Consider the following 23,377-nt stretch of genomic DNA (forward strand, 5'->3'; position numbering starts at 1 on the left):
AAAAAGACAAGCGTCATATGACACTTGTTATATAGTAATATTACCTATTTTTCTGTTGTTTTTCAAGCGTAATGAACTCTTGGTATCGACGATGCACAGTAGCCTTAGAGACATCGTAACCCAGTCCTCTTAGTGTCGCTGCGATCTCGTTAAAGGTTAGTTTGTTGTTTCTTAAGCGAACAACTTCTTCAACTGGAAAATCAACCCGTGCTCTGCCGGGAGCAAGATGTTGATTCGATAAGTTCTTAGATGGATCGTATCCACTCTCAACGGCCTTCTTCATCCCTCGCCTAATCTTCATATTATGTATTTTGCGCTGGTATTCTTCAACAACTCCTACAATCTGCAGCACCATGGAATCCGATTCAGAAAATTGCAGTTCCCCTTCGTGTGATAACGAATAGATACGAACATCCAGCTTTTGAAGTTGATGAAAAAGTGCAATTTTGGTATTTCCTCTGCCCAATCTCGTCTCATCTTGAATAATAAGAACATCTGCTTTTCCATTTGAAAAATGGTCCAGCAAGCGGAAGACCCCTTCACGTTCAATATCATATCCGCTTGCTTGCTCTTCAATACAATCTACCACTTCGATTGATTGGTGTTCGGCCATCGCCATTAATTCAGTCCGTTGTCTTTTTAATGAAGAAACTTGTGCTTCTTTCTCCGTGCTTACACGGCAATAGAGAATTGCTTTCATGCTGTACCACCTCTTGTTTTTTCAACCCAAGGATAACTGATTTATATACTTGTGACCATAGAGTAATATAAAAAGGCTAGACCAGCGGCAAATAATAGAATATACGTGATATCGAGTTTTGAAAGTTTGTTGAACATATAATATACCCCCTATTAAGGAACAACCGTTCTTAGAAACGTTTGTTCGTGTTTGTTAATTTTAATTATATACGAACAAAAGTTCCTGTCAACTGTTTTTTCGAACGCTTGTTTGTATTTTTTGAAAACGCATGGTACAATGTGGTTATTATAATTCTATGTACGAGGTGGCAATCTATGAATAAACTTTCGAAACGTCAACAAGCAATACTAGACTTTATTAAAGAGCAAGTCTTACTAAAGGGGTACCCCCCATCCGTAAGAGAAATCGGACAATCCGTCGGGCTTGCTTCGAGTTCAACCGTGCACGGACACCTTTCCCGCTTAGAAAAAAAAGGCTACCTTCGACGGGACCCTACGAAACCCCGAGCGATAGAAGTCATTGATTTAGAGGAGAACCAAAGCGTTCCCCGCACCGAAGCATTTTACGCACCGGTAATAGGTAAAGTTACGGCTGGCTCCCCCATTACAGCAATAGAAAATATCGAGGAATACGTCCCTCTTCCTGACTCATTAGCAGGGTCAGATGACAATACGTTTGTTTTAGTTGTACAAGGTGATAGTATGATTGAAGCGGGTATCCTGAATGGAGATATGGTGATCGTTCGCCATCAACAGACAGCCGAGAACGGGGATATTGTTGTGGCTATGACAGAGGATGAGGAAGCCACAGTGAAGCGTTTTTTCAAAGAAAAGAAGCATATTCGACTACAGCCTGAAAATGCAACCATGGAACCGATTATATTAAATGATGTTTCAATACTAGGTAAAGTAGTCGGTCTTTACCGCACCGTTCATTAAAAAAATCCGAGAGCTAAATCAATTGCTCTCGGATTTTTAGTTTAGGAAAATTTATCACGCTAACGTGGTGACTTGTAATATTGCTGACCTTTATAGTTTTTTCCGCATCAAGTTAGCAGCTTAAATTGATGCATAATCTATGCCTCTGGTTCAATTGCTGATATTTTATGAAAGTCTGACAAATGCCCTCTACATTGCTATAGTCATTACATATAATGAACTATTAACTGATAAAGGAGGTATAGATATGAGTTACGGCAATTACGGATCAGGATTTGCCTTGATCGTGGTTCTTTTCATTCTTTTGATCATCGTAGGTACTGGCTTTAACCGCGGTGGATACGGTGGTGGATTTGGTGGAGGTTTTTAATAAAAACTCTCCAGTAGTTTTTGAGGATAGATCTATTATCCTTCCTTCATAACTAGTATTTTAGCCTATCCAGAGTAACAAGTAACCCCCTAAGCTTAAACATTTCCGTTGAAACGTTTACCTTCTCTCACCTTTGACGATGGTACAGACGATAAAGGGACAGTGACCCGCATCCTCTGTACCATCTTTTGCAATGATAGCTTTATACCTGGCCCTCCCGCAAAAATCCAGAGCTCTGTTGTTATGCCTGCTTTTGTTAGCGATTTAATTAAAAAACCTTGACGCTCCCAGCGCCAAGGCATTTCAAAGTTTAATAAGTTTGTAGATATTGCTCGCGCTCCCATGGATGTACCTGAGTACGGAACATATCCCACTCTATTTCTTTCGCTTCAATAAAGTGTTCAAACAAGTGCTCTCCAAGCGCTTTTACCATGACTTCATCTGATTGCAGCTCAAGAAGTGCATCAGAAAGTGTTGCAGGCAGATCCTTAACGCCGTGGGCTTCACGCTCTCTTTTGTCCATTACATAGATGTTACGATCAACTGGTGCTGGTGCCTCAAGCTTGTTCTCAACACCATCAAGACCAGCAGCAAGCAGCACTGCCATAGCCATGTATGGGTTTGCCGCAGGGTCAACACTACGCACTTCAATACGCGTGCTTAACCCGCGAGATGTCGGCACACGAACGAGTGGACTACGGTTTTGACCTGACCAAGCAACATAACAAGGTGCTTCGTAACCAGGTACAAGACGCTTATAGGAATTGATAGTCGGGTTGGTTACGGCTGTGAAGTTAGTCGCATGCTTTACAATTCCGGCTGTAAATTGATAAGCGACATCAGATAACTGCTCTTTTCCATTTTCATCAAAAAAGGCATTGCCATCCTCAGTGAATAGTGACATGTTGGCATGCATACCAGATCCGTTCACACCAAACAATGGTTTAGGCATAAAGGTTGCATGTAATCCATGCTGGCGTGCAATGGTCTTAACTGCCAGCTTAAAAGTTTGAATATCGTCGCAGTGTTTTACTGCATCAGAATATTTGAAATCGATCTCATGTTGTCCCGGAGCCACTTCATGGTGAGAAGCTTCGATTTCAAAACCCATCTCTTCAAGCTCAAGCACAATATCACGACGGCAATTTTCACCTAAGTCTGTTGGTGCTAAATCAAAATACCCGCCTTTATCATTAAGTTCCATCGTTGGTTCGCCATTTACATCCAGCTTGAAAAGGAAAAATTCAGGCTCTGTTCCGATATTAAAGGCCGAGAAACCTAGTTCTTCCATTTTCTTTAAATTACGCTTTAGATTGTAACGTGGACATCCTTCAAATGGTGTCATATCAGGGTTATAAATATCACAAATAAAGCGTGCTACCTTACCTTTTTCAGATGACCACGGGAAGACAACAAATGTATCAAGGTCTGGTACTAAGTACATGTCTGATTCTTCAATACGAACAAATCCTTCGATGGACGAACCATCAAACATCATCATTCCATCAAGAGCTTTATCTACTTGACTTACTGGTATTTCAACATTTTTAATCGTGCCTAGCATATCCGTGAATTGCAAACGGACAAACTTTACATTTTCCTCGTCAATCTTCTTGAAAATTTCTTCTCTCGTGAATCCCATTTGTCTCCTCCTATGCTACTTTAGTGGAAGAATCGTGATAATTCTCCCTGTCTTATACTTGCCTTCCCTTGCCTTCCCGCGGTGAACAGTTCTCGCTGTAACATACGGCGAAGCTCTTTGTCAGTGAGTTCATTATGAACTTCTTCCATTTGGTCTCCACTGTATGGCTCATTCTCCGGCTGATGGGTAAGCGTAAGCACCTGTTTAATTCCAGCCATATTCACGCCCTTTTCAATAAGCGCTTTAATCTCAAGCAAACGATCAACATCATTAAAGGAAAAAAGCCGTTGATTGCCGTTTGATCTAACTGGATTAACTAACTGATGCTTTTCGTAATACCTGATTTGCCGGGCTGAAAGATCAGTCAAGGATTGTACAATCCCCATCGGGAACAACGGCATCGAACGACGAACTTCATCACTCATCGATTTGCCACCCCCAAAAGAAATTCTAATTACATTATACGACAGTCATTATAGATGTCAAGAGATGTTAAGTAAGTTAACATGGAAATTCACAGAAAAAACTGAAGAATGAATGTCCTTCAGTTTTTATGTATTGATCAACATTCTCTTAATTTAATTGTTGCACTGCCTGTGAGACAGCGATTTTAACGTGAGCATACGTGAGCCCACCTTGAACAAAGGCGGTATAAGGAGGGCGCAGCGGACCATCTGCTGTCAATTCGAGACTCGCACCTTGAATAAAAGTTCCCGCGGCCATAATAACATCACTATCATAACCAGGCATCGGGCTTGGATGTGGCTTTACATGGGAGTTGATCGGCGACGCCGCTTGGATAGCTTGGCAGAAACGGACCAGCTGCTCATCCGTATCGAAGTTTACAGATTGGATCAAATCTGTTCGCTTAGCATGATAACTTGGTGTTGTTTTAAAACCAAGAGTTTCCAGCAATTTAGCGGTAAAAATCGCTCCTTTTAATGCTTCTCCGACAACATTCGGGGCCAGAAAAATACCTTGGTACATTTCCTGTAAAGTATTCAAACTAGCCCCCGTTTCTTTTCCTAGTCCAGGAGCTGTTAAGCGATTTCCGCACAGTTCGATTAAATCCCCTCTACCTGCGATATACCCACCTATCCTAGCGATCCCGCCACCTGGATTCTTAATCAGCGATCCAGCAATCAAATCCGCTCCAACTTCAATCGGCTCATTCTCCTCAACGAATTCGCCGTAGCAGTTATCGACAAAGATGATGACATCTTCTTTTATTGACCTGACAAAAGCGATCATCTTCCCTATTTCCTCGATTGAAAAAGAAGGACGATCCGCATAACCTTTGGACCTTTGGATGGCGACAACCTTTGTACGTTCTGAGATAGCAGCCTCTACTTTAGGCTGATCAATCTCTTGATTATTTTTTAAAGGGATCGCTTGATAGGTCACGCCAAAATCCGTTAACGAACCCTTATCTTCTCCACCTTGTTTTCCGATAACTTCCTCGAGCGTATCATACGGTTCACCAGTAATATACACCAGCTCATCCCACGGACGCAACACACCAAACAACGCCGTTGTAATGGCGTGAGTTCCTGAAATGAGCTGGTGTCTGACTAAAGCATCTTCCGCTTTAAAAATTTCAGCATATAATTCCTCTAAAGTATCTCTGCCGAAGTCGTCATATCCATAACCTGTGGTGGGGTTAAAATGCGAGTCTGACACCTTAAGCTTTTGAAACGCGTCTAATACTTTTCGCTGATTTTTCTCAACTAAGGCTTGTACGTTTTCATGCTGCGAGCGAATTTGTTCTTCTACAGCTGACACTAGTTCGTTCATCTTACTCTTCCTAACTATTGTAATATCTTGTTTTTTAGAGGGTGTTCAGGATGGATATACCCATGCAAAGCGTACCCTTCTCTATCTTCGTGAAATTTTATCGTTGTTACAATGCTCCCACTCTTGAATTGTTGCAGACGTTTACCTTGGGAAGCAGGAATGAATAAGCTGTATTCATACCATTCCTCTTTAAGTACTTCTTCTACTTTATCAAGGATACGCTTTATATCAATGCGATCATGCACACTTACAGAGAGTGATGGAAACGTACTAGGTATAAAATCATCACGAAGTAAATCTTTTTTATTGTAAACAGTAAGTGTCGGCAAATGATCTGCCTGTAAGTCTCTGAGCAACTTGCCGACCGTTTTTTCCTGTTCTTCGTGATCAGGATGGGAAGCATCGACCATATGAATGATAAAGTCAGCTTCCGTTACTTCTTCTAATGTTGAACGGAAAGCTGCAATTAATGTTGTCGGCAAATCCTGAATAAAACCAACCGTATCGGAAATCAACGCCTTAAATCCAGAAGGAAGGCTGACTTGCCGCGTTAAAGGGTCAAGGGTAGCAAACAGTAAGTCTTCTTCAAATGAATCGCTGTCTGTTACTTTGTTAAAAAACGTGGATTTCCCGGCATTCGTATAACCTACGATCGCTATTTGGAACGCATAATTATCTTCACGCCTTTTCCGATATTGATTCCGCTGTTTAACAACAGTTTGCAAACGGCGCTTAATATCATCAATCCGGCGCTGAATATGACGGCGGTCTGACTCGAGCTTCGTTTCCCCGGGACCTCGTGTACCAATCCCCCCACCAAGCCTCGAAAGCTCCGTTCCTTGCCCAGCGAGCCTCGGTAATAAATATTGCAGCTGGGCAAGTTCTACTTGAAGCTTTCCTTCCTTCGTTCTTGCACGGCTAGCAAAGATGTCTAATATTAACTGACTGCGATCGATCACCCGCCGCTCTAAACGATCGGAAATATTTCTTAACTGCCCCGGTGACAATTCATCATTATAGACAACGATTTCTGCTTCACTTTCATCGATTTCTTCCTTGATCTCTGACAGTTTTCCTTCACCAATATACGTGGCGGGGTGAATGCGTTCCCGTTTTTGAATCATCACTTTGCATACTTCGCCCCCGGCTGTTTCGGTTAACGATTTAAGCTCCTGAAGCGAGGAAGTGAACCTTTCTTCCTGCTGCGCAGGATCTCTTCTAGCGACTAAGACGACTTGTTCTTTCATTGTTATTGGATTCATCCTTTTCATTATGAAAACCGTTTGCTTCTATCATACCAAAAAGCCGTGAAGAGAGCACATTCCCTCTCTTAATGATAGTTAGTTTTTTCATTTATTTGTTGAAAATCTTCCGCCTCAAGCGTAATCAAGGTTGTTCTTTCATGGTCCGAACTCCCAGCCACTCTATAGGCATGTTTTCGTATCGCTTCTTCGATTACATTCCTAACATATCTCGCATTTGAAAAATTATGCTGCGATTGGTAACAAACAGTCACTAAATGTTCGTATAATTTCTTACTTGCCTGAGGAGAAAATACATAATCCCTATCTTGCACCATGACATCTGCAATGGCAGATAATTCCTTCGCTGAATAATCATCAAATTCAAGTTGGATAGGGAAACGTGAAGCTAAACCTGGATTTATATTCAGAAAATCGTCCATTTCATACGGATAGCCAGCCAAGATAATCACCAGTTCATCATGATGATCCTCCATACACTTAACGATGGTATCAATGGCTTCCTTGCCAAAGTCTTTATCGCCGCCCCTGGCCAGGGAATAGGCTTCATCGATAAATAATACGCCGCCAATTGCCTTCTTTATTAAATCTTTTGTTTTTTGAGCGGTATGACCAATATATTCACCAACGAGATCACTGCGGTCAGCCTCAATAAAATGTCCTTTTTCTAATACTTCCATCTCCTGAAATAGTGTAGCAACCATTCGAGCAATCGTCGTCTTTCCCGTTCCAGGGTTACCTTTAAAGATCATGTGTAACACTTGACCATTTGACTTCAAGCCCAAATCCTTTCTTTTCTGAGCAATGAGTACTTGAGCATAGATCTCTTTTACACGGACTTTCAATTCCTGCATCCCTATAATCGGGTTAAAGTATTGGTCAATTTTGCGAAAAGGTGCCATATGCTTCCCTTTGACAGAAGGAGAATTTACGGCATCAGCCTTCCCTTTTGCATCGTTTAATACAATGTTAATCGTTCCCGGGCGCGCCGCTTTTGCTTGTGGATACACATTGATCCCTCCTCATTTCCAAGTATCATACGCGAAAACACAAGAATTTGTGACATCCGCCTATTAAGAAAAGCGAAAAGGGACGCTTAGATCTGCCCGCTACGGCTAAACAAAAAGCGAAATGTTCCGATGATAATAATTACATGTCCGTCTGGTGGCGCGAAGTATTATCGCAGTTAACCTCCATTATTGTACAAATGGCGTTGATGGTTGCCATAACAGAAATTTTAACGAGTGACAGTTTTACATGGTGGAAATTCATGTTGTTGATTGGAATGTCTGTATTACTTATTCGTGGACCATTTGTACTTCGTCATATGTGGTATGGCACAGGCTCTTCAAGGGGACTCATTAACGGAGGGAAAATGGCTACTCGCTTTGCAATGGCTAAAGGGCTCACGAGATAGTGTTTTCTTATCTGTTTTCAGGTGATTTGACGGAGGTTCTTGCTAAGATCATTCTCTTAGGAGCTGTGGCTATCGTTTTTGGAAAACGGATTAAAGCCCATATTCGGATGATTAAAGAGGATAATGAAGAGAATCACACATGGGAGAAATTCAAGACAGATATTCATATGATGAGAGAATTTGTTAAAACGCCGGAGTTTAGGAAAGAGTGTCGGAAATTAAAAGAACATTACATGAACAAGTTGAAAAGCTTTTTTCAAAATAAATAAAAGGAGAGATTTAAGATGAATCAAAGAATTATGAATGAAGCTATGGAGCAGCACGGTCAGGAATTAGTGAACGTCATTAACCGTCAGTTGGAAGCAAAAGATAACGGTCAATCTTTATTAAGTGAAAATCAAGTGAATCCATGCTAGATAAGCATTTCGAGAAGGTTGAGAGTTTGCTTGAATCTTATACACAACAACAGCAAAAAAATAAAGGGGTTTCCGTATCAGAGTGGATTCAAGATTTTCAAGAAAAATTAAAAGAACTGGCCAATGAATTTGCCAAAACGTTTAAGGCAAAGGTTTTGGAATCGAAGAATAATGTTGCTGAAAAGACCCGAGGAAAAGTCGAAGACGTACAAGAGAAGGTTAATGAGAAAGTAGACCATGTTAAAGAGCGTGCTCAAAGCAAAGTCGACAATGCAGTTTTAAATTTGAATGATAGAGTGAAAAAAAAAAACTCGAAATGTAGAAGATCACTTCAACCATAAGGAGGAAGTGCAGCCACAACAAAGTCAATCAAATAATGACGAACAAACATCTAAGGCTTCGGAAATTGCAGATTTAAAAGAAGAGATCAGGAATTTAAAAAAGGAAAATGAAGCCCTCTCTAATGCGAATAAAGGGCTTCAAGGTAAGATGGATAAGGTTCAGGAGTTTTTTAACGAAGATCAGAATGCCCGTCAAAGTTTAAATCAGTTTTTAACAGGCAACGAGCCGAAACAGGAAAAACAGCAGGATAGGAAAAGAGAAGTGACGGAGGAAGTCAAGCAAGGTATCAAATTGTAATAGAAGGGGTGCAGCTCTTGTGATACCAGCCGTATCTTTGTGATATATTACACTTAACAATCGGGGCGCTTTTCTGTAACAAGATCAGCGCCCACTTTTTATTTTTCGGGTCATATTTGAAGTGTTATATAGAGGAGCTACAATATAGAGCAGACTTGGAAGGCAAAGGCATAAATGGTCAAGTTCATATAAATAGAATCAAAAGCAGAACCAATATTCTTCTGATCCCTTAAAAAATAAAATGACTTGATCAGTTTTTTCCAAATAGAATATGACTGAAAAATCACCTTTACGGTCAGTTACTTGTTTCCCCGAAGGATAAGCTGGATAAGATTGGACACTTACCTCTTCAAGGTCGAAACAATTTTCAATGCACTCGGTTACTCGTCGATGTGTATAAATAAGTATCCCCCGCAATATTTTTGTTCGTATCTATCTTTTCCCTAAGAATAGAGGAGGTAACCATGAAAGATACGGTGGATAAAAAGCAATTTATTTTATTCAATAATACGAAGGGCGTGATTGTTGAGCAGCACAGGTAGAAAATAATCAACTTTTTTATAAAAACCAAATTGAAATCTGGGGCCGGCAACAGTTTGATGGCTTATTCTTTAGCGTTTTGCAGTTCACTCATTTCATTACCTCGCCTTATTATTATTTTTTGTCTCCTAAATACTTCTAGCTTTCCTTAATGTCATCCTCTTTTTTGTCGATTCTTCCATTCTTGCAGCAAGGTTTTGAATATAGGATTCTGTTAATTTGTGTGGGATGTATCCAATCCGTTCGCGTATCAGATTTTCTAGTACAAGGCACTTTCTTGTCCAGTAATCATACATATCATAGGTGTAACGTTCACCGTTTTGAAACTCATCAGCACCCGTTTTCATGGCTTGAATAAACGTATGACGAGTATGGTAGGTGTCTGATCGCTCTTTACGAGCGATTTTGAGCATAAACATAAGTTCAATGGTTGTATAGGTCATTAATTCAGGTGTGGACTTCTCTGCATCAATATTGGATGGTTGGGATTCTTGCAAGAAGTTTTTGCGCTTGCCGTCTTGTTGTACATTTGCCTTTCCAATTTTCATTTCACAAAAATCACAGTAGTAATGTTGTTCGTTGGGTTCAATCTGACTTCCGCAGTAACAGCACGTTTTCATCATATCAAAACTCCTTTTTATTGTAGTAGAACAATTTAATTTGCTTTAGATTTGTACAATGTTCGTCTTTCCAGCGCAATTTTGTTGTTTTTGTCCAGGAATACCAGGACAATTTTATTCAAAAAGACGAACAATATTTTGCCCTGGTTGATTGGCCACGTCCGAAAAAGCGAACAATGATTTTTGGCCATGATTCCGAGATAGAAAAGTCGAATGTTTAATGCTTTTCTAGGGTTATATCACAGTCACCACATTTTACATTCACTTCTTGTTTTGATGACCGCATAATAAGCCCACAGCCAGAACATACCCATTTGTAGGATGATGGTTTGCCTGCCGATGACGTTTCCCTCCCTGATTGGGTTTAAAGCGCAAATCTCACTCCATAATTGTAAATTGTACTCTTTACTTAAATTATTTTTTCATAGTGGCCCCTCAATCCTCGAATCGTTTCCGTACCCCATTTTTCGTTGATAAGCAAATCACCAAAAACACTTCCCGATCACCTGAAGGCGATGCTTGCACCGTCTTCAGGTGATCGAATAGCATCGACATTCGATAATTCTGCTTCCCTTACCACTTGCTTAATTCGTACAATTTCATTAATCGTTTCCATTCATAACACGCTCCTAAAATTTGTAATAAACTAAAGTACATGAGAAAAAGGGAAGTTGCACCTTCCCCTCGTTGGATTACAAGTTGTTTAACTGATACAAGATGTAATCCGCAAACCAATAAAATAGCATGAAAACAGTAAACAGTCCGTATCCTACAATCAATAGGGTGCGGACTGTTTCATTTTCAAAGAAATCATACAGCTGCAAGAAAACTAAACACCCTGCAACTATGAGAATGACTGTGATTAATAATTCGATAATCATTTGATTCACCTCACTTTCTTTTTTGATGGCTCCCCACCACATTTTTGTGAGAACGTAATCAAGGGTCGGCTTGAATTGTAGCCGACTTGCCAGAAAAGCATAGGAGACGTATGCACAAATCAACATATTAGCTCTCATATGGTGTGTCCGTTGGAAAACAAGCAAGACCCAATGACTTACTGGCAATTGACAAAGCGTACTTTGCTTTGCCAGTGCCAGTTAGCCAACTTGGTTTTGCCGATTTCCTTTGCTTTTCGCCTGCCCTTGATGGAGTTACGAACAAAGAATGTAGAATTGGGAGACACAAAGAAGAAAGGTACAAAATCACAAGCATACAAAAACCGTAAAGAGACAGCTTTTTTCTTTTTCAAGGGTTCGATGCCCGCAGAAAAAGAATGAAAGCGAAAAAATAATGCTGCAGCCAATGGTTTTTATTGGCCGCAGCATTACGATTTTGAGTGAACTATTTCAGCGCACTTTTGAAATAGTCGGTTTTGTGAGGGTCCGATGCCCGAAACAAAGCGTATAAAGTTTTTAGTTCAATAATTGGAATCAAATTAGAGTAAACGACACGATTCCTGACGTAAGGAAGTTACCATGCCTTACTAAAAATAAAAAGTGCACATGAAAACACACCCCATAAATCATTTAAAAAAATGTAACTGGGTAAATGAATGATGCAGAGGCGTAATTATTCACGTAAGATAAATAGAACAAAAGCTGTTTAGCATCGGGTTATTATTTAGTCAACGAAGTGGAGGGTTAGCCCCTCCACTTTGCTTTAAAGAAAGACCAAGAAGTATACCGTTCTAGCGCCCCTATCGTATATATGGAAGACTCAGTATCAAAATAGATTGCAAAACAACTATGTTGATTTTCCTTTTTTCCTGTGTGAGAGGATGTTTGGAGAAGGAACATTCGTTTAAAAAACTTCAATAAAGCCAATAATTGTAAGGTGGATGGAGGAGAGGAACAAAATGAAAAATGGCAACTATAAATCTCCCATATCAGCATTATTATGGTCAATGGCTTTTCCAGGTTTGGGGCAGTTATATAATAAAGAGTATGTAATAGGACTTGTTTTCATTGGACTAGAAGTTTACTTCAATCTGATGTCTAACATAAATATGTCTCTTATTTATACCTTTAAATGGGAGCTACATAAAGCCTTAGCAGTAGCTAACATTAAATGGGGGCTTTTTTACCCCTCTATATATGCCTTTGCAATGTGGGATGCCTTCAATAAAGCAAAGAACATCAATCATACCCTTGATATTAAAAATGGTAGTTCAACTATGGCTGAAAAAAGAACTTACTACACAGGGTTATTTTTTGGGCTAGTCGTTGGTATGGTTTTTGGCTTGAGTATTAATTTTCTAATTAGTCCAGTGTTAAGTGGCATTTCAACTGGTATCGTTGGGGCAATTTTGGGAAACCTCATTGAAAATTTGTATATTAAACACAGAAAGAGATAGGCTTTTTGCATGTCGTTCTACCTGCCTCCTCATATTATGCAACTTTTCTTAACTTTTAACAGCCTCTTTACTTGTGAATCCCCTATTCAAAGTTACCTTAATCATTTCCCGTCTTGTTTTGTATATATACTGTAATAACTTTTCTTCTGCTTTCAAAATATAAAACCCTTTTCCTTGAGATAACATAAGAATTAGGGAGTACGGAGTACTTTAGTTTTTAATTGAAATAGCCTAGACAAGAATAGTCATTCTTAGACAAAATCAGATCATAAAAAAGTCTTAAAGACATTCACTTACAAATATGCTCTTCAAAAACCACAGCTTCTCTGCGATTATTCTGCATCTCCAGTGTTTGAATATATTCTCTTAAAGAACCATTTATAATATGAACGTGCCAAAAAGAATGTTACAAATAAAGTTATCCAAGTCCAGTACCAAGACCAATGGATATACTCAATTAAATTAGTATTTATTTCAAGTATTACCTCAATGACTGTAATGACTGAAGTATATAGAGCATAGTAACCAAATTTAGCTATTTTATTTTTTCCTTCTGGATAATAAACATTAAAGATGGCACAGATTGCAGGGTATGCAAAAAATTCAAAAGTAAAACTTGCCTTGGTTGCATAATCAAACAACCTGACAGGATATTTAATCAGCCTCATCTCAACAACAATAATACCAAACAACCATGTTATACACTGCTTAATATGAAAGGCTACTAAGGCATGAAGAATCTTATCTTTTGGAATGAGTATTAAGAGGGCAGAGAAAGCTACTATCCAAACCGTTAATAAAATAACATGTTCTATGGACATTACAAAACTGCCCCCCTCTAAAAGTACTGGCCGAACTAGTATGCCCATTATTTACCTTTATTATGAAAAAAAGAAGGGTATATCTTTTCCTTGCTTATCTTTAAAACGTTCGTTTTTGATACTTTCCAACCTCAAAAAATGCAAAAATGAAAATCCCATAAATTCCACCTCCCTACAGTTTCAAAACCCGTATCAAAAATAAAGTATTAGTATGTACACTAAATAACCTTTTTGATAACATAAAAGTAACGAAATTCAAGGGAGTTACAAAATATGTTATTTGGATATGCTCGGGTCAGTACAAAAGATCAAAATTTACATATGCAGTTTGACGCGTTAAAGCAATATGGATTAGAAGAGAAAAATATTTACTCAGAAAAAATCACGGGAACGAAACAAGATCGGCCGGCATTTTCGGAAATGATTAAATATCTACGTGAAGGAGATACGGTGGTTGTTTATAAACTCGATCGAATTGGTCGTAGCACAAAACATTTGGTGGACCTAATCAATGACTTCCAGGATAAGGGCATTAACTTTGTTTCTATTAATGAAAATATCGATACGACCACAGCAATGGGGAAGCTGGTCTTTACGATCTTCAGTGGTCTGGCTCAGTTTGAGCGTGACATTATCTCAGAGAGAACCAAATCAGGATTGGATGCAGCGAGAGCACGTGGAAGAAAAGGTGGCCGACCAAAAAAAGACCAATCCAAGTTGGATATGGCCTTTCGGATGTATGACAGTAAGGAATATAGTATTCAGGAGATCTTGGATGCTACTGGTGTAAGCAGAGCCACATTTTATCGTTACCTTTCTAAGAAGGGGTAAATTCATCTAATTTTATTAGTTTACTGTTACTATCTGAACATTACTTATTTCACACAGTTATGCAGCATTAGTCCACTTATAGTCGTTCTTTAGGAAAGCTAGTTTTGTTTCCATAAAGGTTGTTTAGCTTTTTTTCAAACAGCTTTAAATCGGTTACTTCCATGATAATGTCTAAATCAGATTTTTCTAAATCAATACCAATATAACTTAAAGGAATGAATTCTTTTCAACCCAATTACCATTTTCATCAAAGTTTAAAGACCTTTCAAAACCACAGTGATTCCATAAATAATCAAAACTATCTTTCATTATTTCGTCGATATTATCTCTAGAAGAATTTAGTATAGCAACAGGTAGTTTTAAAGTGTCTACTTTTATCTTTTCTCTAGGGTACTTCGGATTAGCAGAAACGAAGTAATCACAAATATCTAATAAAGAAATGCTGATCGCAACAGGAAATTTAAGACCTACATTATTTATTGCTTCAATATAAGTTTTAATATGCTTTAGAATGTCTTTTTCAAACTTTACATATGGTATGAATTTGTCACTGTTAGCTTCTAAAATGCCTGTATCCACAGCCTCAATAATCCCATTTCTGAAGAACTGAACATAACCATGAGGCAATTTACTTTGTGGCCATTTTGCAAAAGTACAATATCCGTCTTTATTAACTTTGTAATCCCAGCCAGTAGTATAAAATGGCATTAGATTTCTCGGCTGCTTTAATTCTTTAATTGGTATGTTAAATTCTTTGTTTATGGATGCTAATGGGATTATGTGTAGCACTAACTTTGCGCCTTCCATTATCTCATTAGAAAATTGATCATCATTAAGCGAATCAATTCTATTATCTAACCATTGTTGGTACCAATCTGTAGGGATTATTTCAACAGGCTTTTCTACTGCAGGAATTTTTCCTGGAAATTTAGGAGCTTCTAATGGTTTCTTTCTATCCATTTGAACTCCTTTTAGAAGTTCTCTCTTTGCCTCACCTTCATCTTTTCCAACAAGATCAATATGAATAATCTGCGGCAACAATCCATCTAGTTTAATATCTTGTATTCTTACAGGAATAAACTTTCTATTGGTGCCTTTAGGGTCAGCTCCAAAGGCTGCAGCCCATTCTGGTTGAGTGAAATCTGAGGATAAATAACTTTCAGAGAGTAGCGCTAATGTTTTGTCAGCATATGTGGCACCTTCTTGCATAGCAAGAATGAAGTTGTTTCCAGCAGTAAAATCCCAGGCTTGGATATATGTACTATATCCTGCATCTTCGAGTAGCCATGCAATCCACTCCGCGTAACCTTTATCTTTATGATTATAACTAATGAAAAAATCATATTTAGGTTCATTTAACATACAAAATCAACTCTTTTCTAAAAATTATTATGTATCTAGGCAATTACAAAATAGCTTGTATCCATAAGACACACATTGTAAACAAAACGGTAATCCTTTCATCCATCTACCTTCAAAGTACTCGAATCAGTTAATTTTAGTCGTCTGGCATATAAATTAGAAAAGGGACAAACCATTGGTTCTAGATTTGCCCCCTTACAGAAAAACTTGATTTCAATGCCTTTCTTATTTCATTTTATTTCTAAGCAGGTTCATAATTTTTCTACTAGAGGATAAGACATTACTTTCACTAAATTTTTTTGAATGTCTCTTGCATTTTCAAAATGATTTATAACTTTACTCATTTTTTCAAAAATCCCATTTTCCTTAAGATAGATTCGATCATCTTCATTAAAATTCTTAAGTTCTTCTGTGTAAGTTTGCTCTAGTATTTTTAATTTAGCCTTTTCAGAAAGTTCTTTATATTGTATGACATTATCGAATCTAGAAAATAAAGCTGCACCTAACTTATCTTTTATATCTTTTTCAGATTGATAATTTGATGTACAAAATATTATAGTATTATCCAAATTTACCTTATAGTACTTGTCTTCAAATTTTCCTTCATCAAACATTTCAAAAAATGCGCTATAAAATAAAGGATGTGCTTTATCGAACTCATCAAGGAGTATTATATTTGTTCTTCGATCGATTAAATCTTTCGCCAGAGAGTACACTTTATCTCCAAATATATATGAGTAAATATTATCGTTGTGAAACATGGACAGCTGTTTTCTAAAGAGTGTTCCCTTATCTAATACTCTGTTAATCAATTTTGCAGTCTCTGTTTTACCAACACCTGGTGGACCATATAGCATCATAACCTTTGGCCTGTTATTTCTCAAGTTTGTTAAAGGATATATTGTTTGAAGGATTTCATTTTTTACATGTTCCTGACCAAAAACATTTAAATCAAACTCTTCTTTGACCTTCCTTAATTTTTCTTTTGTCATACTTTTATACTGATGGTAATTAATGTCCAATGTAGTATCTGAATTGTGATTCTCCAATTGCTCTAAAATCTTTTTAGGAGGGTTATGTAAAAACACCTCTTCAAAATCTAAGCTACTTGAATAAAGAAGTATGTAATTTATAAACCCCTCAATGAAATGCTCTTTTACACCCGAATATTCGTTAGAATACACTACAAGAGTATCAAATACATCGAGGTCTAAATCGTTCCCTCTTAGGGCTGAATCCATAGTAGTAACGACACGAGTAAGAGAATTGGTACCATCTTTAGGTATAAACTTTTCAAATTCTTCTAATGGTCCAATAAATGCGTTAAACTTCATTGGTATCACCAGTGACTCCAGTTAATAAAATATCAAATATTTCTAAGTCCTTACTTTTCTCGTCAGCGATCTGTTCATTAAATATGTCGCCAGCTGTAAATGTATTAGTTTCCTCTTCTTTCGGAAATTCATTTTCTACAAATAAGTCCTCGATATTGCATTCTCCAACTTTTATCCCGTAATATGTCAACCTCATTTTTGTTAAGTCTGTTAATGTGTAACTATTTCTAAAAGCGTTAATATTAAAGCGGAAAATTGCCCTCTCGTCCCCTCTAACTGCTAATAATTCATAGTACCCTTTTGCACCATCTAAAATTTCGCCAATGTCAATAAAGTTAAAATCAGCTAAATCCTGAGTATATTCAGTGTCTTCTTTTAAAAGTTTTATATACGGGGCATACATTTTTATGAAGGCGAAAGAATTACTTATGGAATCCACTTTATAACCTTCAAAAACCTTTATTTTGTTTTCATTTTCTTCACTTTTTGCAAAATCAACAAAATCCGATAATAATGTATTTGTAATGGTCGATTTTAAAATTGAGTCTTTTCCCTTCTCAATACTGCCACTACCACTCAAGGAGAAATTTGCCTTTATTAATGACAAGAAACTGTTTCCTACACCAACCTTAGCATCAGTAGATCCTTTTAACTGATAAGAAAACTTCCCACTATCCTCATCTACAATTTCAATATTACCCCCGTAATGAATTTGAATAAAGTCTGTGGCAGACCCTTCATCAAAATATACTACTTTATACAAAACACCACTCTCCTTGTAAGAACAAACATGTAAAGTTAATGTGATAATCCATCAAAATATACCACCATTTTATCACACTAATAGTAATTAATAATTATGTTTTTACAACAATATGTAAAATTCAACTTAACTAGCGAAAACAAAATGATAAATTCAACTCAAAAAAATTGATAACTAAAGAAGGCAAACCTTTGACACACAATGGTTTGCCTTCTTTCTATCTAACGAAACAAAATGTCTATTTTGTTAAGTTCGGTTACGACGATAAGTATGTTATTTCACACAAACACAAAAAACATTTTATAATTAGGTTTCGATCTTCAACAATCGCCCCCAATTCTGGAATACTTGGTTTCGAGATATTCAGTTGTGTGCCTACTACTTATTTAACTTGTACAATTCAGATTTGCCAAGGTAATTGATTCCATTCTGCTCACAAAACATTCTTAAGGTGCCATTAAACCACTCTGGTGCAAAGGGGTTTAGCATAACTGATTTAATAAAATTATCAATATGTCCATAGTAAACCTGAAACGTTTTATCCTTTTGATTTAAATTTAACTTTGATATTATTCTTTCTACTTCAGTAGAAATTTCTTCAATTCCAGAATTCTTATTTGATTCGTAGTCTCCACTTAGCTTTAAATAGTCTTTTATGTGTTCTTTAGCGTCTTCGGTCCCATTAAATTTATAATGAGTCAGTAATCTAATTTCATTTTCATGTGCGAACGCTTTTCTTTTGATTTTAATCAAATCATAAAAGGAGTCTTTTTCTACTATTGTAATAGGGTCGTCCACATACTCTACTTCTAAATCTTCAACATTTTCGAGTTTTGAAATGTCATTTAAGTCAACTTCAATACGTACTGAAGTGTTATTATTATTATAGATTCTCCATAAAGCATCGCTCTCATTTAGTTTTGTCCAAGATTGGCAATATAACTTATTCGTTATAATTTGTTGAAGTATAGTCTCTAAAGCACGTTCTGTAGATATTGAATCGGAAGAATCGATTGTTTTTTTAAATTTAGATTCAATTAAATTTAACTCATATGGATCATCCCAAAGAGTGGGATGCACAAAAGTTAATGATTGTTTCATTATCATATCAACAAAAGACTCAAAACTGATAAATCTATAAATTTTAGACATGACTTCCTCCTGTTTATTACGTAACAATTTGTCAGAGACCAATACCTTTTGTTAAATTGCCCCCATTACTTATAGCCTTGAAGACTTGAAACCAAGATATTTATTCGAATATTATGCCTCTTCCTTCTCTTTTTCCAGAAGAAACTTCTTGGAAACTAAGTACCCAATATCTATTAAGGAATTTTCCTCTCTACAAGAAATAAGATGTTTTTGTAGTTCTATGTTGCCAGGTGTATTCAGAATACACTCCCTCAACCATACGTTATACCTGTCTATATCTCCTTCATTGTGAAATTTGTTTACTAAATTTAACATTATTAGTAACTCAAAATATTTCGGTATCTTAATTGAAGAAGGATTATATTTACTTTTATCGTACTTTAGGTAGACATCTTCTGATTGGAAAGTATCATAGGGTAACTCATGACTCACTATCGCATAGGTTAATAACCCCTCGATTGAAGGATCATCTAAGGCACTTTGGTTTGATTCAATTACCTTTTCATAACCACTAACCCTTAGTTCCTCTTTTAATTGTAAGTTGTACAATATATAAGTAGAAATCATAGGAAGCTTATATTTCTTTTTGCTTTGAGGAATCTTTTCCTGATATATTTTCATTAAATCAGTTAATTCAGTTAATGGTTGCTCATAAATAAACGCCATCTCAAGTTGAGATAAGAAACCATTTAGTTTAGGAATTGATTGCTCTTGAGAAAACTCATCAGTATTACCTATCCAATATTTTGCGTCTAGTTCTACTTGTACAACTCCTGGAAGATCATCCCTCCAATTATAGCTTTCCGATTCAAGACATTCTTGGGACTCAAAAAAATTTTTAATTACATGATGGGTTAATCTAAGTAAACCTTTATAGGTAATCTGAGGATTACCTCCCCAACTATATACTTCACCTGAACCTATACTTGGCATCTTCAGTTGTTTCATTATTGATTGTAAAGAATGCACATACTTAGACCTTATACCATAAGCGTTTTTTAACAATTGGTTAATGTGTGACTTTCTTAACGGGACATTAATGCCCTCTGCTTCTTCAACAAAAAAGGAATCGTCTATATTTGAAGTAATAAATGTAATGAATCTTTTCTGTAGTTTCAAATGTCTATTTTCAAGTAATATACTTTTAATTGCATCTGATTGCTCTTCTTCGAGTTCGCTAAGAACTTCATCTATCTTTAATTTTTCTCTTTGGTCATAGTCATCCCATGTGGGTTCATAACTATCAAATGATTGGCTTATCGATTCTAAACAATAGATAAGTAAAGAATATGCTAACTCAAAATTATAGTTTAATGCTACTAAAGAATTATTATATGCTTCTAAGCATTGAACTAGTTGTTTATATTTGTCTCTTTCTAATCCCATCAATCTCTCCAAAAAGACATTAAACTCTTTTACCTCCTGTTCGTTACCATTAATTTTAGGTTCAAAATTTCTACCAGCGAATTCATAAGGTAGAAATTCATCATTCATATTTCTTTTATTTTTCCGACAGTTCATTTCAACTGCATTTCTATCCGGATCAGTAAAACACTGAAAGAAAAATGAAAATATCAATTGGAATTGTTCTATAATCTCATGATCCCCTGTCCTTACTAAAATACCGCCTTTCTCCATCCTGTTCTCATAACAAAAAACATATGCTGATATATTCCCGTGATTATCGACAGGTTCTACTTTACCTACACAAGTATCAATAGAATCTCTCCAAGAGTAATTTGAATATAAAATCCCCTTACCATCATTGATATATAAATCATCTTTCTCAAAAAATTTCCCTGTAGAAATCTGTAACAATATAACCTCTCCTTTTAAAAGTGGTGATTTAATTATTACATAAAAATCCAGAAACGAGTGTGTATATTTAGTAGAATGAGGAGTTTAGGTGTTACTAAATATAAATATAACGATATATTCATTAATTTTATTTACAGCAATATTGCACATAAAGATATTCTTATTTATTAATTATCTCGAAACTGAGTCTTCCGCAATCCTGCCCGTTTACTGTTTATGGCACACTAGAAATGTAGGAGATGGCATGCCTTTCATGTAGGCCCCCGCGGGGCCTACATGAAAAAAAGCCACTTGCGAACATTCCTTAAATTAAATACACTCCTGTTGGACCCAATTAAGGCAGGAGGTAGTTTTAAGGAGATGTTACAAGTGACCGATATTAAGTATATCAGACAAGAAGTAAACACAAAAGGGCATTCCTATGCGGAAGTGGCTAGAAGAACAAACACTGATTATCGAACCGTTCAAAGATATGCGGACCAAGAAGAATTTCAACCTAAAGGGCAAAAGAAAAAGACTCAGCCCTCACCGGTGATGGATCCTGTAAAGAATATCGTAGATCAATGGTTAAAAGAAGATTTGAATAAGAAAAGAAAGTATCGTAGAACTGCCAAACGTATTTGGCAGTTACTAGAGAAGGAATACCATTTTAAAGGTTCTGATCGAACAGTTCGATCCTATGTCTCTCATCGAAAAAGGGAGCTTCTAGAAGAAAGTGATGAGGCAGCTATTCCATTAGAAGCTAAACCAGGAGAAGCACAAATTGACTTTGGGGAGGGACCTTTTAAGAAGAAGGGAGAGATCGTTGATCTTCCATATCTTGTTCTTTCGTATCCGTATAGTAACGCTTTTTATGTTCAGGTCTTTGAATCACAGAACCAAGATTGTTTCCTTGAGGGAATGAAGCGATTCTTTCATCACATCGGCAGTGTGCCAAGAACCATTCGATTTGATAATCTATCACCAGCAGTGAAAAAGGTGTTATCACATGGGCAACGAGATTTGACGGAAGGATTTGAACAATTCGCCCTTCATTATGGTTTCGGTTATGAATTTTGTAATCCAGGTTCCGGAAACGAAAAAGGTCACGTGGAGGCGATGGTGAAATATGCGAGGAATAATTTCTTTCTACCAGAGCGGACCATCTATGACGTCGAGGATCTGAACCATGTGCTATGGCAGGAGATAGAAGCAGACCGTCATCGTCCTCATTATGAAAAGAAAAAAGAGATTGCTAGATTACATGAGGAAGATAAAAACGCGTCACTAGTTCTTCCAGCCAAGGAGTATCAATGCATTCGGTACGAGACCTTGACAGCGGACAAATTTGGTTATGTAAAGGTAGATACGAAAAAGTATTCTACATCTCCAAGGTTCGCTAAACAGAAAACGCTTGTAGGGATTACCTATAATCGAATTGATATTTTAACCGATGATCACGAAGTTATTGTCCGACATGATCGTTTATATTATGAGGATGCCAAATCTATGAATTGGCAACCCTACCTTACTCTGATGGCTAGGCGGCCTACAGCTCTAAAATATACAACATTCTATGATCAACTTCCGGTAATTTGGCAACGTTATTTACAAGATTGTACCAAGGTAGAAAAGAAAAAAGCGCTGGACCTCCTTTCCAAGATCCTGAAGGATCATGATTTTAAGAAGGCAGAAGAAGCTCTTCAAGTCGCATCGGAGTTTGGTCATCCTTCGTCAGAAACGATCCACCAAGTCTATCATCAAATCGTTCATGGGCGAGGGTATCGCGAAACGCTAAACATGAAACATTCGGTTCCAGAAATGCCTCTGGCATCTAGAGGCATGAATCAGTATGATGTCTTCTTTTCACAAGAGAGGGGGCACTTAGAATGAACGATTTAATTCAAGAGTATGCGAAGAGACTGAAGCTAAGTTGGGTCCGCGAGCACTATCATGAAGTGGAAGCCGCAACTCAAGAGGAATTTTTGCTTAAGCTCTTCGAGAAAGAAATTGAACAGCGAGAGGAGCGAAAAGTTAACCTTCTATTAAAGGCGGCAACCCTGCCAGAGTTATTTGGCAAACCTTTTGACTGGACAGAGATTGAGTTAGGTCAAGAGTTGAACCAGGAGTCACTTTTAGAGGGAACGTTTATCGAGGCTAAGGAGAATATGATTTTCTATGGAGGGGTTGGAGCCGGAAAGACCTACTTATCAACGATAATTGGGTTGAACGCGATTCGGAATCAGGGAAAGCGTGTAAAGTTCTACACTGTGGCTTCCCTCGTGAATCACCTCTTAGATGCCCATGAAAAAGGAACCACGAATAAACTGTTTAAGCAGATTGAGAAACTAGATTTGCTTATCCTCGATGAACTGGGCTACATTCCTTTGCATAAGCAAGGGGCTGAACTCCTTTTTCAGGTGATTACCTTGTGCTATGAAAAGCGTAGTCTTATCATCACAACCAATCTACAGTTTGGTCAGTGGAATCATGTCTTTGGTGATCCGATCTTAACGGAAGCTGTTGTCGACCGCTTGATCCACCATTCACACCTTGTGCTATTCAAAGGTGACAGTCATAGATTAAGGGAATCCATGTTTAACAAAGAGTAAAAATGGAACGT

27 protein-coding genes are annotated in these 23,377 nt (G+C 37.3%); 12 read left to right on the top strand and 15 right to left on the bottom strand.

Going from position 1 to position 23,377, the window contains the following annotated elements:
* Positions 1-40: 40 nt before the first annotated feature.
* Positions 41-700, bottom strand: a complete 660-nt coding sequence (locus tag MUO15_RS03580; RefSeq protein WP_245033487.1) for a YneB family resolvase-like protein — start codon at positions 698-700, stop codon at positions 41-43.
* A 314-nt stretch (positions 701-1,014) separates the two neighbouring features.
* Here MUO15_RS03580 and lexA point away from each other — a divergent pair, with 314 nt between their 5' ends.
* The gene (gene lexA, locus MUO15_RS03585; RefSeq protein ID WP_245033489.1) at positions 1,015-1,638 is read left to right on the top strand and encodes a transcriptional repressor LexA; all 624 of its coding nucleotides are present in this window, start codon (positions 1,015-1,017) and stop codon (positions 1,636-1,638) included.
* A 247-nt stretch (positions 1,639-1,885) separates the two neighbouring features.
* Positions 1,886-2,008, top strand: a complete 123-nt coding sequence (locus MUO15_RS03590) for a YjcZ family sporulation protein (RefSeq protein WP_245033491.1) — start codon at positions 1,886-1,888, stop codon at positions 2,006-2,008.
* 310 nt (positions 2,009-2,318) lie between these two features.
* Here the strand turns inward: MUO15_RS03590 and glnA are convergent, their stop codons facing one another.
* From glnA to MUO15_RS03615, 5 genes are all read right to left on the bottom strand, one after another.
* On the bottom strand, positions 2,319-3,650 hold the full coding sequence (gene glnA / locus MUO15_RS03595; RefSeq protein WP_245033493.1) for a type I glutamate--ammonia ligase: 1,332 nt from the start codon (positions 3,648-3,650) through the stop codon (positions 2,319-2,321).
* A gap of 20 nt (positions 3,651-3,670) precedes the next feature.
* Entirely contained in the window at positions 3,671-4,075 is a 405-nt protein-coding gene (locus tag MUO15_RS03600; RefSeq protein ID WP_245033495.1) for a MerR family transcriptional regulator, read from the bottom strand.
* Between the two features lie 148 nt (positions 4,076-4,223).
* Complete coding sequence (locus MUO15_RS03605; protein WP_245033497.1) at positions 4,224-5,444, bottom strand: methionine gamma-lyase family protein; 1,221 nt, start codon at positions 5,442-5,444, stop codon at positions 4,224-4,226.
* Positions 5,445-5,458: 14 nt separating this feature from the next.
* Positions 5,459-6,691 carry a GTPase HflX gene (gene hflX / locus MUO15_RS03610; RefSeq protein ID WP_245033499.1) on the bottom strand — a complete coding sequence of 411 codons (1,233 nt, stop codon included), beginning with the start codon at positions 6,689-6,691 and terminating at the stop codon, positions 5,459-5,461.
* A gap of 83 nt (positions 6,692-6,774) precedes the next feature.
* Positions 6,775-7,716, bottom strand: a complete 942-nt coding sequence (locus MUO15_RS03615) for an AAA family ATPase (protein ID WP_245033501.1) — start codon at positions 7,714-7,716, stop codon at positions 6,775-6,777.
* Positions 7,717-7,859: 143 nt separating this feature from the next.
* Here MUO15_RS03615 and MUO15_RS03620 point away from each other — a divergent pair, with 143 nt between their 5' ends.
* From MUO15_RS03620 to MUO15_RS03635, 5 genes are read left to right on the top strand one after another with little or no spacing between them, the layout of a single operon-like run.
* Positions 7,860-8,123, top strand: coding sequence for a hypothetical protein (locus tag MUO15_RS03620; protein ID WP_245033503.1), 264 nt, complete (start codon positions 7,860-7,862; stop codon positions 8,121-8,123).
* Positions 8,123-8,392, top strand: coding sequence for a hypothetical protein (locus tag MUO15_RS03625; protein WP_245033505.1), 270 nt, complete (start codon positions 8,123-8,125; stop codon positions 8,390-8,392). The genes MUO15_RS03620 and MUO15_RS03625 overlap by 1 nt, the downstream gene beginning before the upstream one ends.
* A 15-nt stretch (positions 8,393-8,407) precedes the next feature.
* Positions 8,408-8,539 (top strand): hypothetical protein, encoded by a 132-nt coding sequence (locus tag MUO15_RS21580; protein WP_256464161.1) that lies wholly within the window; start codon positions 8,408-8,410, stop codon positions 8,537-8,539.
* A gap of 26 nt (positions 8,540-8,565) precedes the next feature.
* A complete protein-coding gene (locus MUO15_RS03630) occupies positions 8,566-8,880 on the top strand; it encodes a hypothetical protein (RefSeq protein ID WP_245033507.1) in 315 nt (104 codons plus the stop codon).
* A gap of 7 nt (positions 8,881-8,887) precedes the next feature.
* Positions 8,888-9,178: a hypothetical protein gene (locus MUO15_RS03635; protein WP_245033509.1), complete on the top strand. Its 291-nt coding sequence runs from the start codon at positions 8,888-8,890 to the stop codon at positions 9,176-9,178.
* A gap of 668 nt (positions 9,179-9,846) precedes the next feature.
* On the opposite strand, the gene MUO15_RS03640 is transcribed toward MUO15_RS03635, so the two are convergent.
* Positions 9,847-10,341 carry a hypothetical protein gene (locus MUO15_RS03640; protein WP_245033511.1) on the bottom strand — a complete coding sequence of 165 codons (495 nt, stop codon included), beginning with the start codon at positions 10,339-10,341 and terminating at the stop codon, positions 9,847-9,849.
* A gap of 689 nt (positions 10,342-11,030) precedes the next feature.
* On the bottom strand, positions 11,031-11,345 hold the full coding sequence (locus MUO15_RS03645; protein WP_245033513.1) for a hypothetical protein: 315 nt from the start codon (positions 11,343-11,345) through the stop codon (positions 11,031-11,033).
* Between the two features lie 24 nt (positions 11,346-11,369).
* Between MUO15_RS03645 and MUO15_RS03650 the strand changes: the two genes are divergently transcribed.
* Together MUO15_RS03650 and MUO15_RS03655 are read left to right on the top strand one after the other, a co-directional pair.
* Positions 11,370-11,618 carry a hypothetical protein gene (locus MUO15_RS03650; RefSeq protein ID WP_245033515.1) on the top strand — a complete coding sequence of 83 codons (249 nt, stop codon included), beginning with the start codon at positions 11,370-11,372 and terminating at the stop codon, positions 11,616-11,618.
* Between the two features lie 578 nt (positions 11,619-12,196).
* The gene (locus MUO15_RS03655) at positions 12,197-12,694 is read left to right on the top strand and encodes a DUF5683 domain-containing protein (RefSeq protein WP_245033517.1); all 498 of its coding nucleotides are present in this window, start codon (positions 12,197-12,199) and stop codon (positions 12,692-12,694) included.
* Between the two features lie 332 nt (positions 12,695-13,026).
* Here the strand turns inward: MUO15_RS03655 and MUO15_RS03660 are convergent, their stop codons facing one another.
* The gene (locus MUO15_RS03660; RefSeq protein ID WP_245033519.1) at positions 13,027-13,515 is read right to left on the bottom strand and encodes a CBO0543 family protein; all 489 of its coding nucleotides are present in this window, start codon (positions 13,513-13,515) and stop codon (positions 13,027-13,029) included.
* 273 nt (positions 13,516-13,788) lie between these two features.
* Here MUO15_RS03660 and MUO15_RS03665 point away from each other — a divergent pair, with 273 nt between their 5' ends.
* The gene (locus MUO15_RS03665) at positions 13,789-14,346 is read left to right on the top strand and encodes a recombinase family protein (protein WP_245033521.1); all 558 of its coding nucleotides are present in this window, start codon (positions 13,789-13,791) and stop codon (positions 14,344-14,346) included.
* A gap of 76 nt (positions 14,347-14,422) precedes the next feature.
* Here the strand turns inward: MUO15_RS03665 and MUO15_RS22080 are convergent, their stop codons facing one another.
* The 6 genes from MUO15_RS22080 to MUO15_RS03690 form a co-directional block, all read right to left on the bottom strand.
* Positions 14,423-14,563, bottom strand: coding sequence for a DUF4269 domain-containing protein (locus MUO15_RS22080; protein WP_396266340.1), 141 nt, complete (start codon positions 14,561-14,563; stop codon positions 14,423-14,425).
* The gene (locus MUO15_RS03670) at positions 14,554-15,708 is read right to left on the bottom strand and encodes a toll/interleukin-1 receptor domain-containing protein (protein WP_245033523.1); all 1,155 of its coding nucleotides are present in this window, start codon (positions 15,706-15,708) and stop codon (positions 14,554-14,556) included. Before MUO15_RS03670 ends, MUO15_RS22080 begins: the two co-directional genes overlap by 10 nt.
* Positions 15,709-15,959: 251 nt before the next feature.
* Complete coding sequence (locus MUO15_RS03675; protein WP_245033525.1) at positions 15,960-17,042, bottom strand: AAA family ATPase; 1,083 nt, start codon at positions 17,040-17,042, stop codon at positions 15,960-15,962.
* Positions 17,032-17,805, bottom strand: a complete 774-nt coding sequence (locus MUO15_RS03680; protein WP_245033527.1) for a DUF6414 family protein — start codon at positions 17,803-17,805, stop codon at positions 17,032-17,034. Before MUO15_RS03680 ends, MUO15_RS03675 begins: the two co-directional genes overlap by 11 nt.
* Before the next feature lie 378 nt (positions 17,806-18,183).
* On the bottom strand, positions 18,184-18,957 hold the full coding sequence (locus MUO15_RS03685; RefSeq protein WP_245033529.1) for a hypothetical protein: 774 nt from the start codon (positions 18,955-18,957) through the stop codon (positions 18,184-18,186).
* Positions 18,958-19,068: 111 nt separating this feature from the next.
* Entirely contained in the window at positions 19,069-20,775 is a 1,707-nt protein-coding gene (locus MUO15_RS03690; protein WP_245033531.1) for a hypothetical protein, read from the bottom strand.
* A 360-nt stretch (positions 20,776-21,135) separates the two neighbouring features.
* Here MUO15_RS03690 and istA point away from each other — a divergent pair, with 360 nt between their 5' ends.
* Together istA and istB are read left to right on the top strand one after the other, a co-directional pair.
* Positions 21,136-22,647 (top strand): IS21 family transposase, encoded by a 1,512-nt coding sequence (gene istA / locus MUO15_RS03695; RefSeq protein ID WP_245029860.1) that lies wholly within the window; start codon positions 21,136-21,138, stop codon positions 22,645-22,647.
* Entirely contained in the window at positions 22,644-23,366 is a 723-nt protein-coding gene (gene istB, locus MUO15_RS03700) for an IS21-like element helper ATPase IstB (RefSeq protein ID WP_245029858.1), read from the top strand. Before istA ends, istB begins: the two co-directional genes overlap by 4 nt.
* Positions 23,367-23,377: the final 11 nt, after the last annotated feature.

This window comes from Halobacillus amylolyticus (assembly GCF_022921115.1).
Classification (GTDB): domain Bacteria; phylum Bacillota; class Bacilli; order Bacillales; family Halobacillaceae; genus Halobacillus_A; species Halobacillus_A amylolyticus.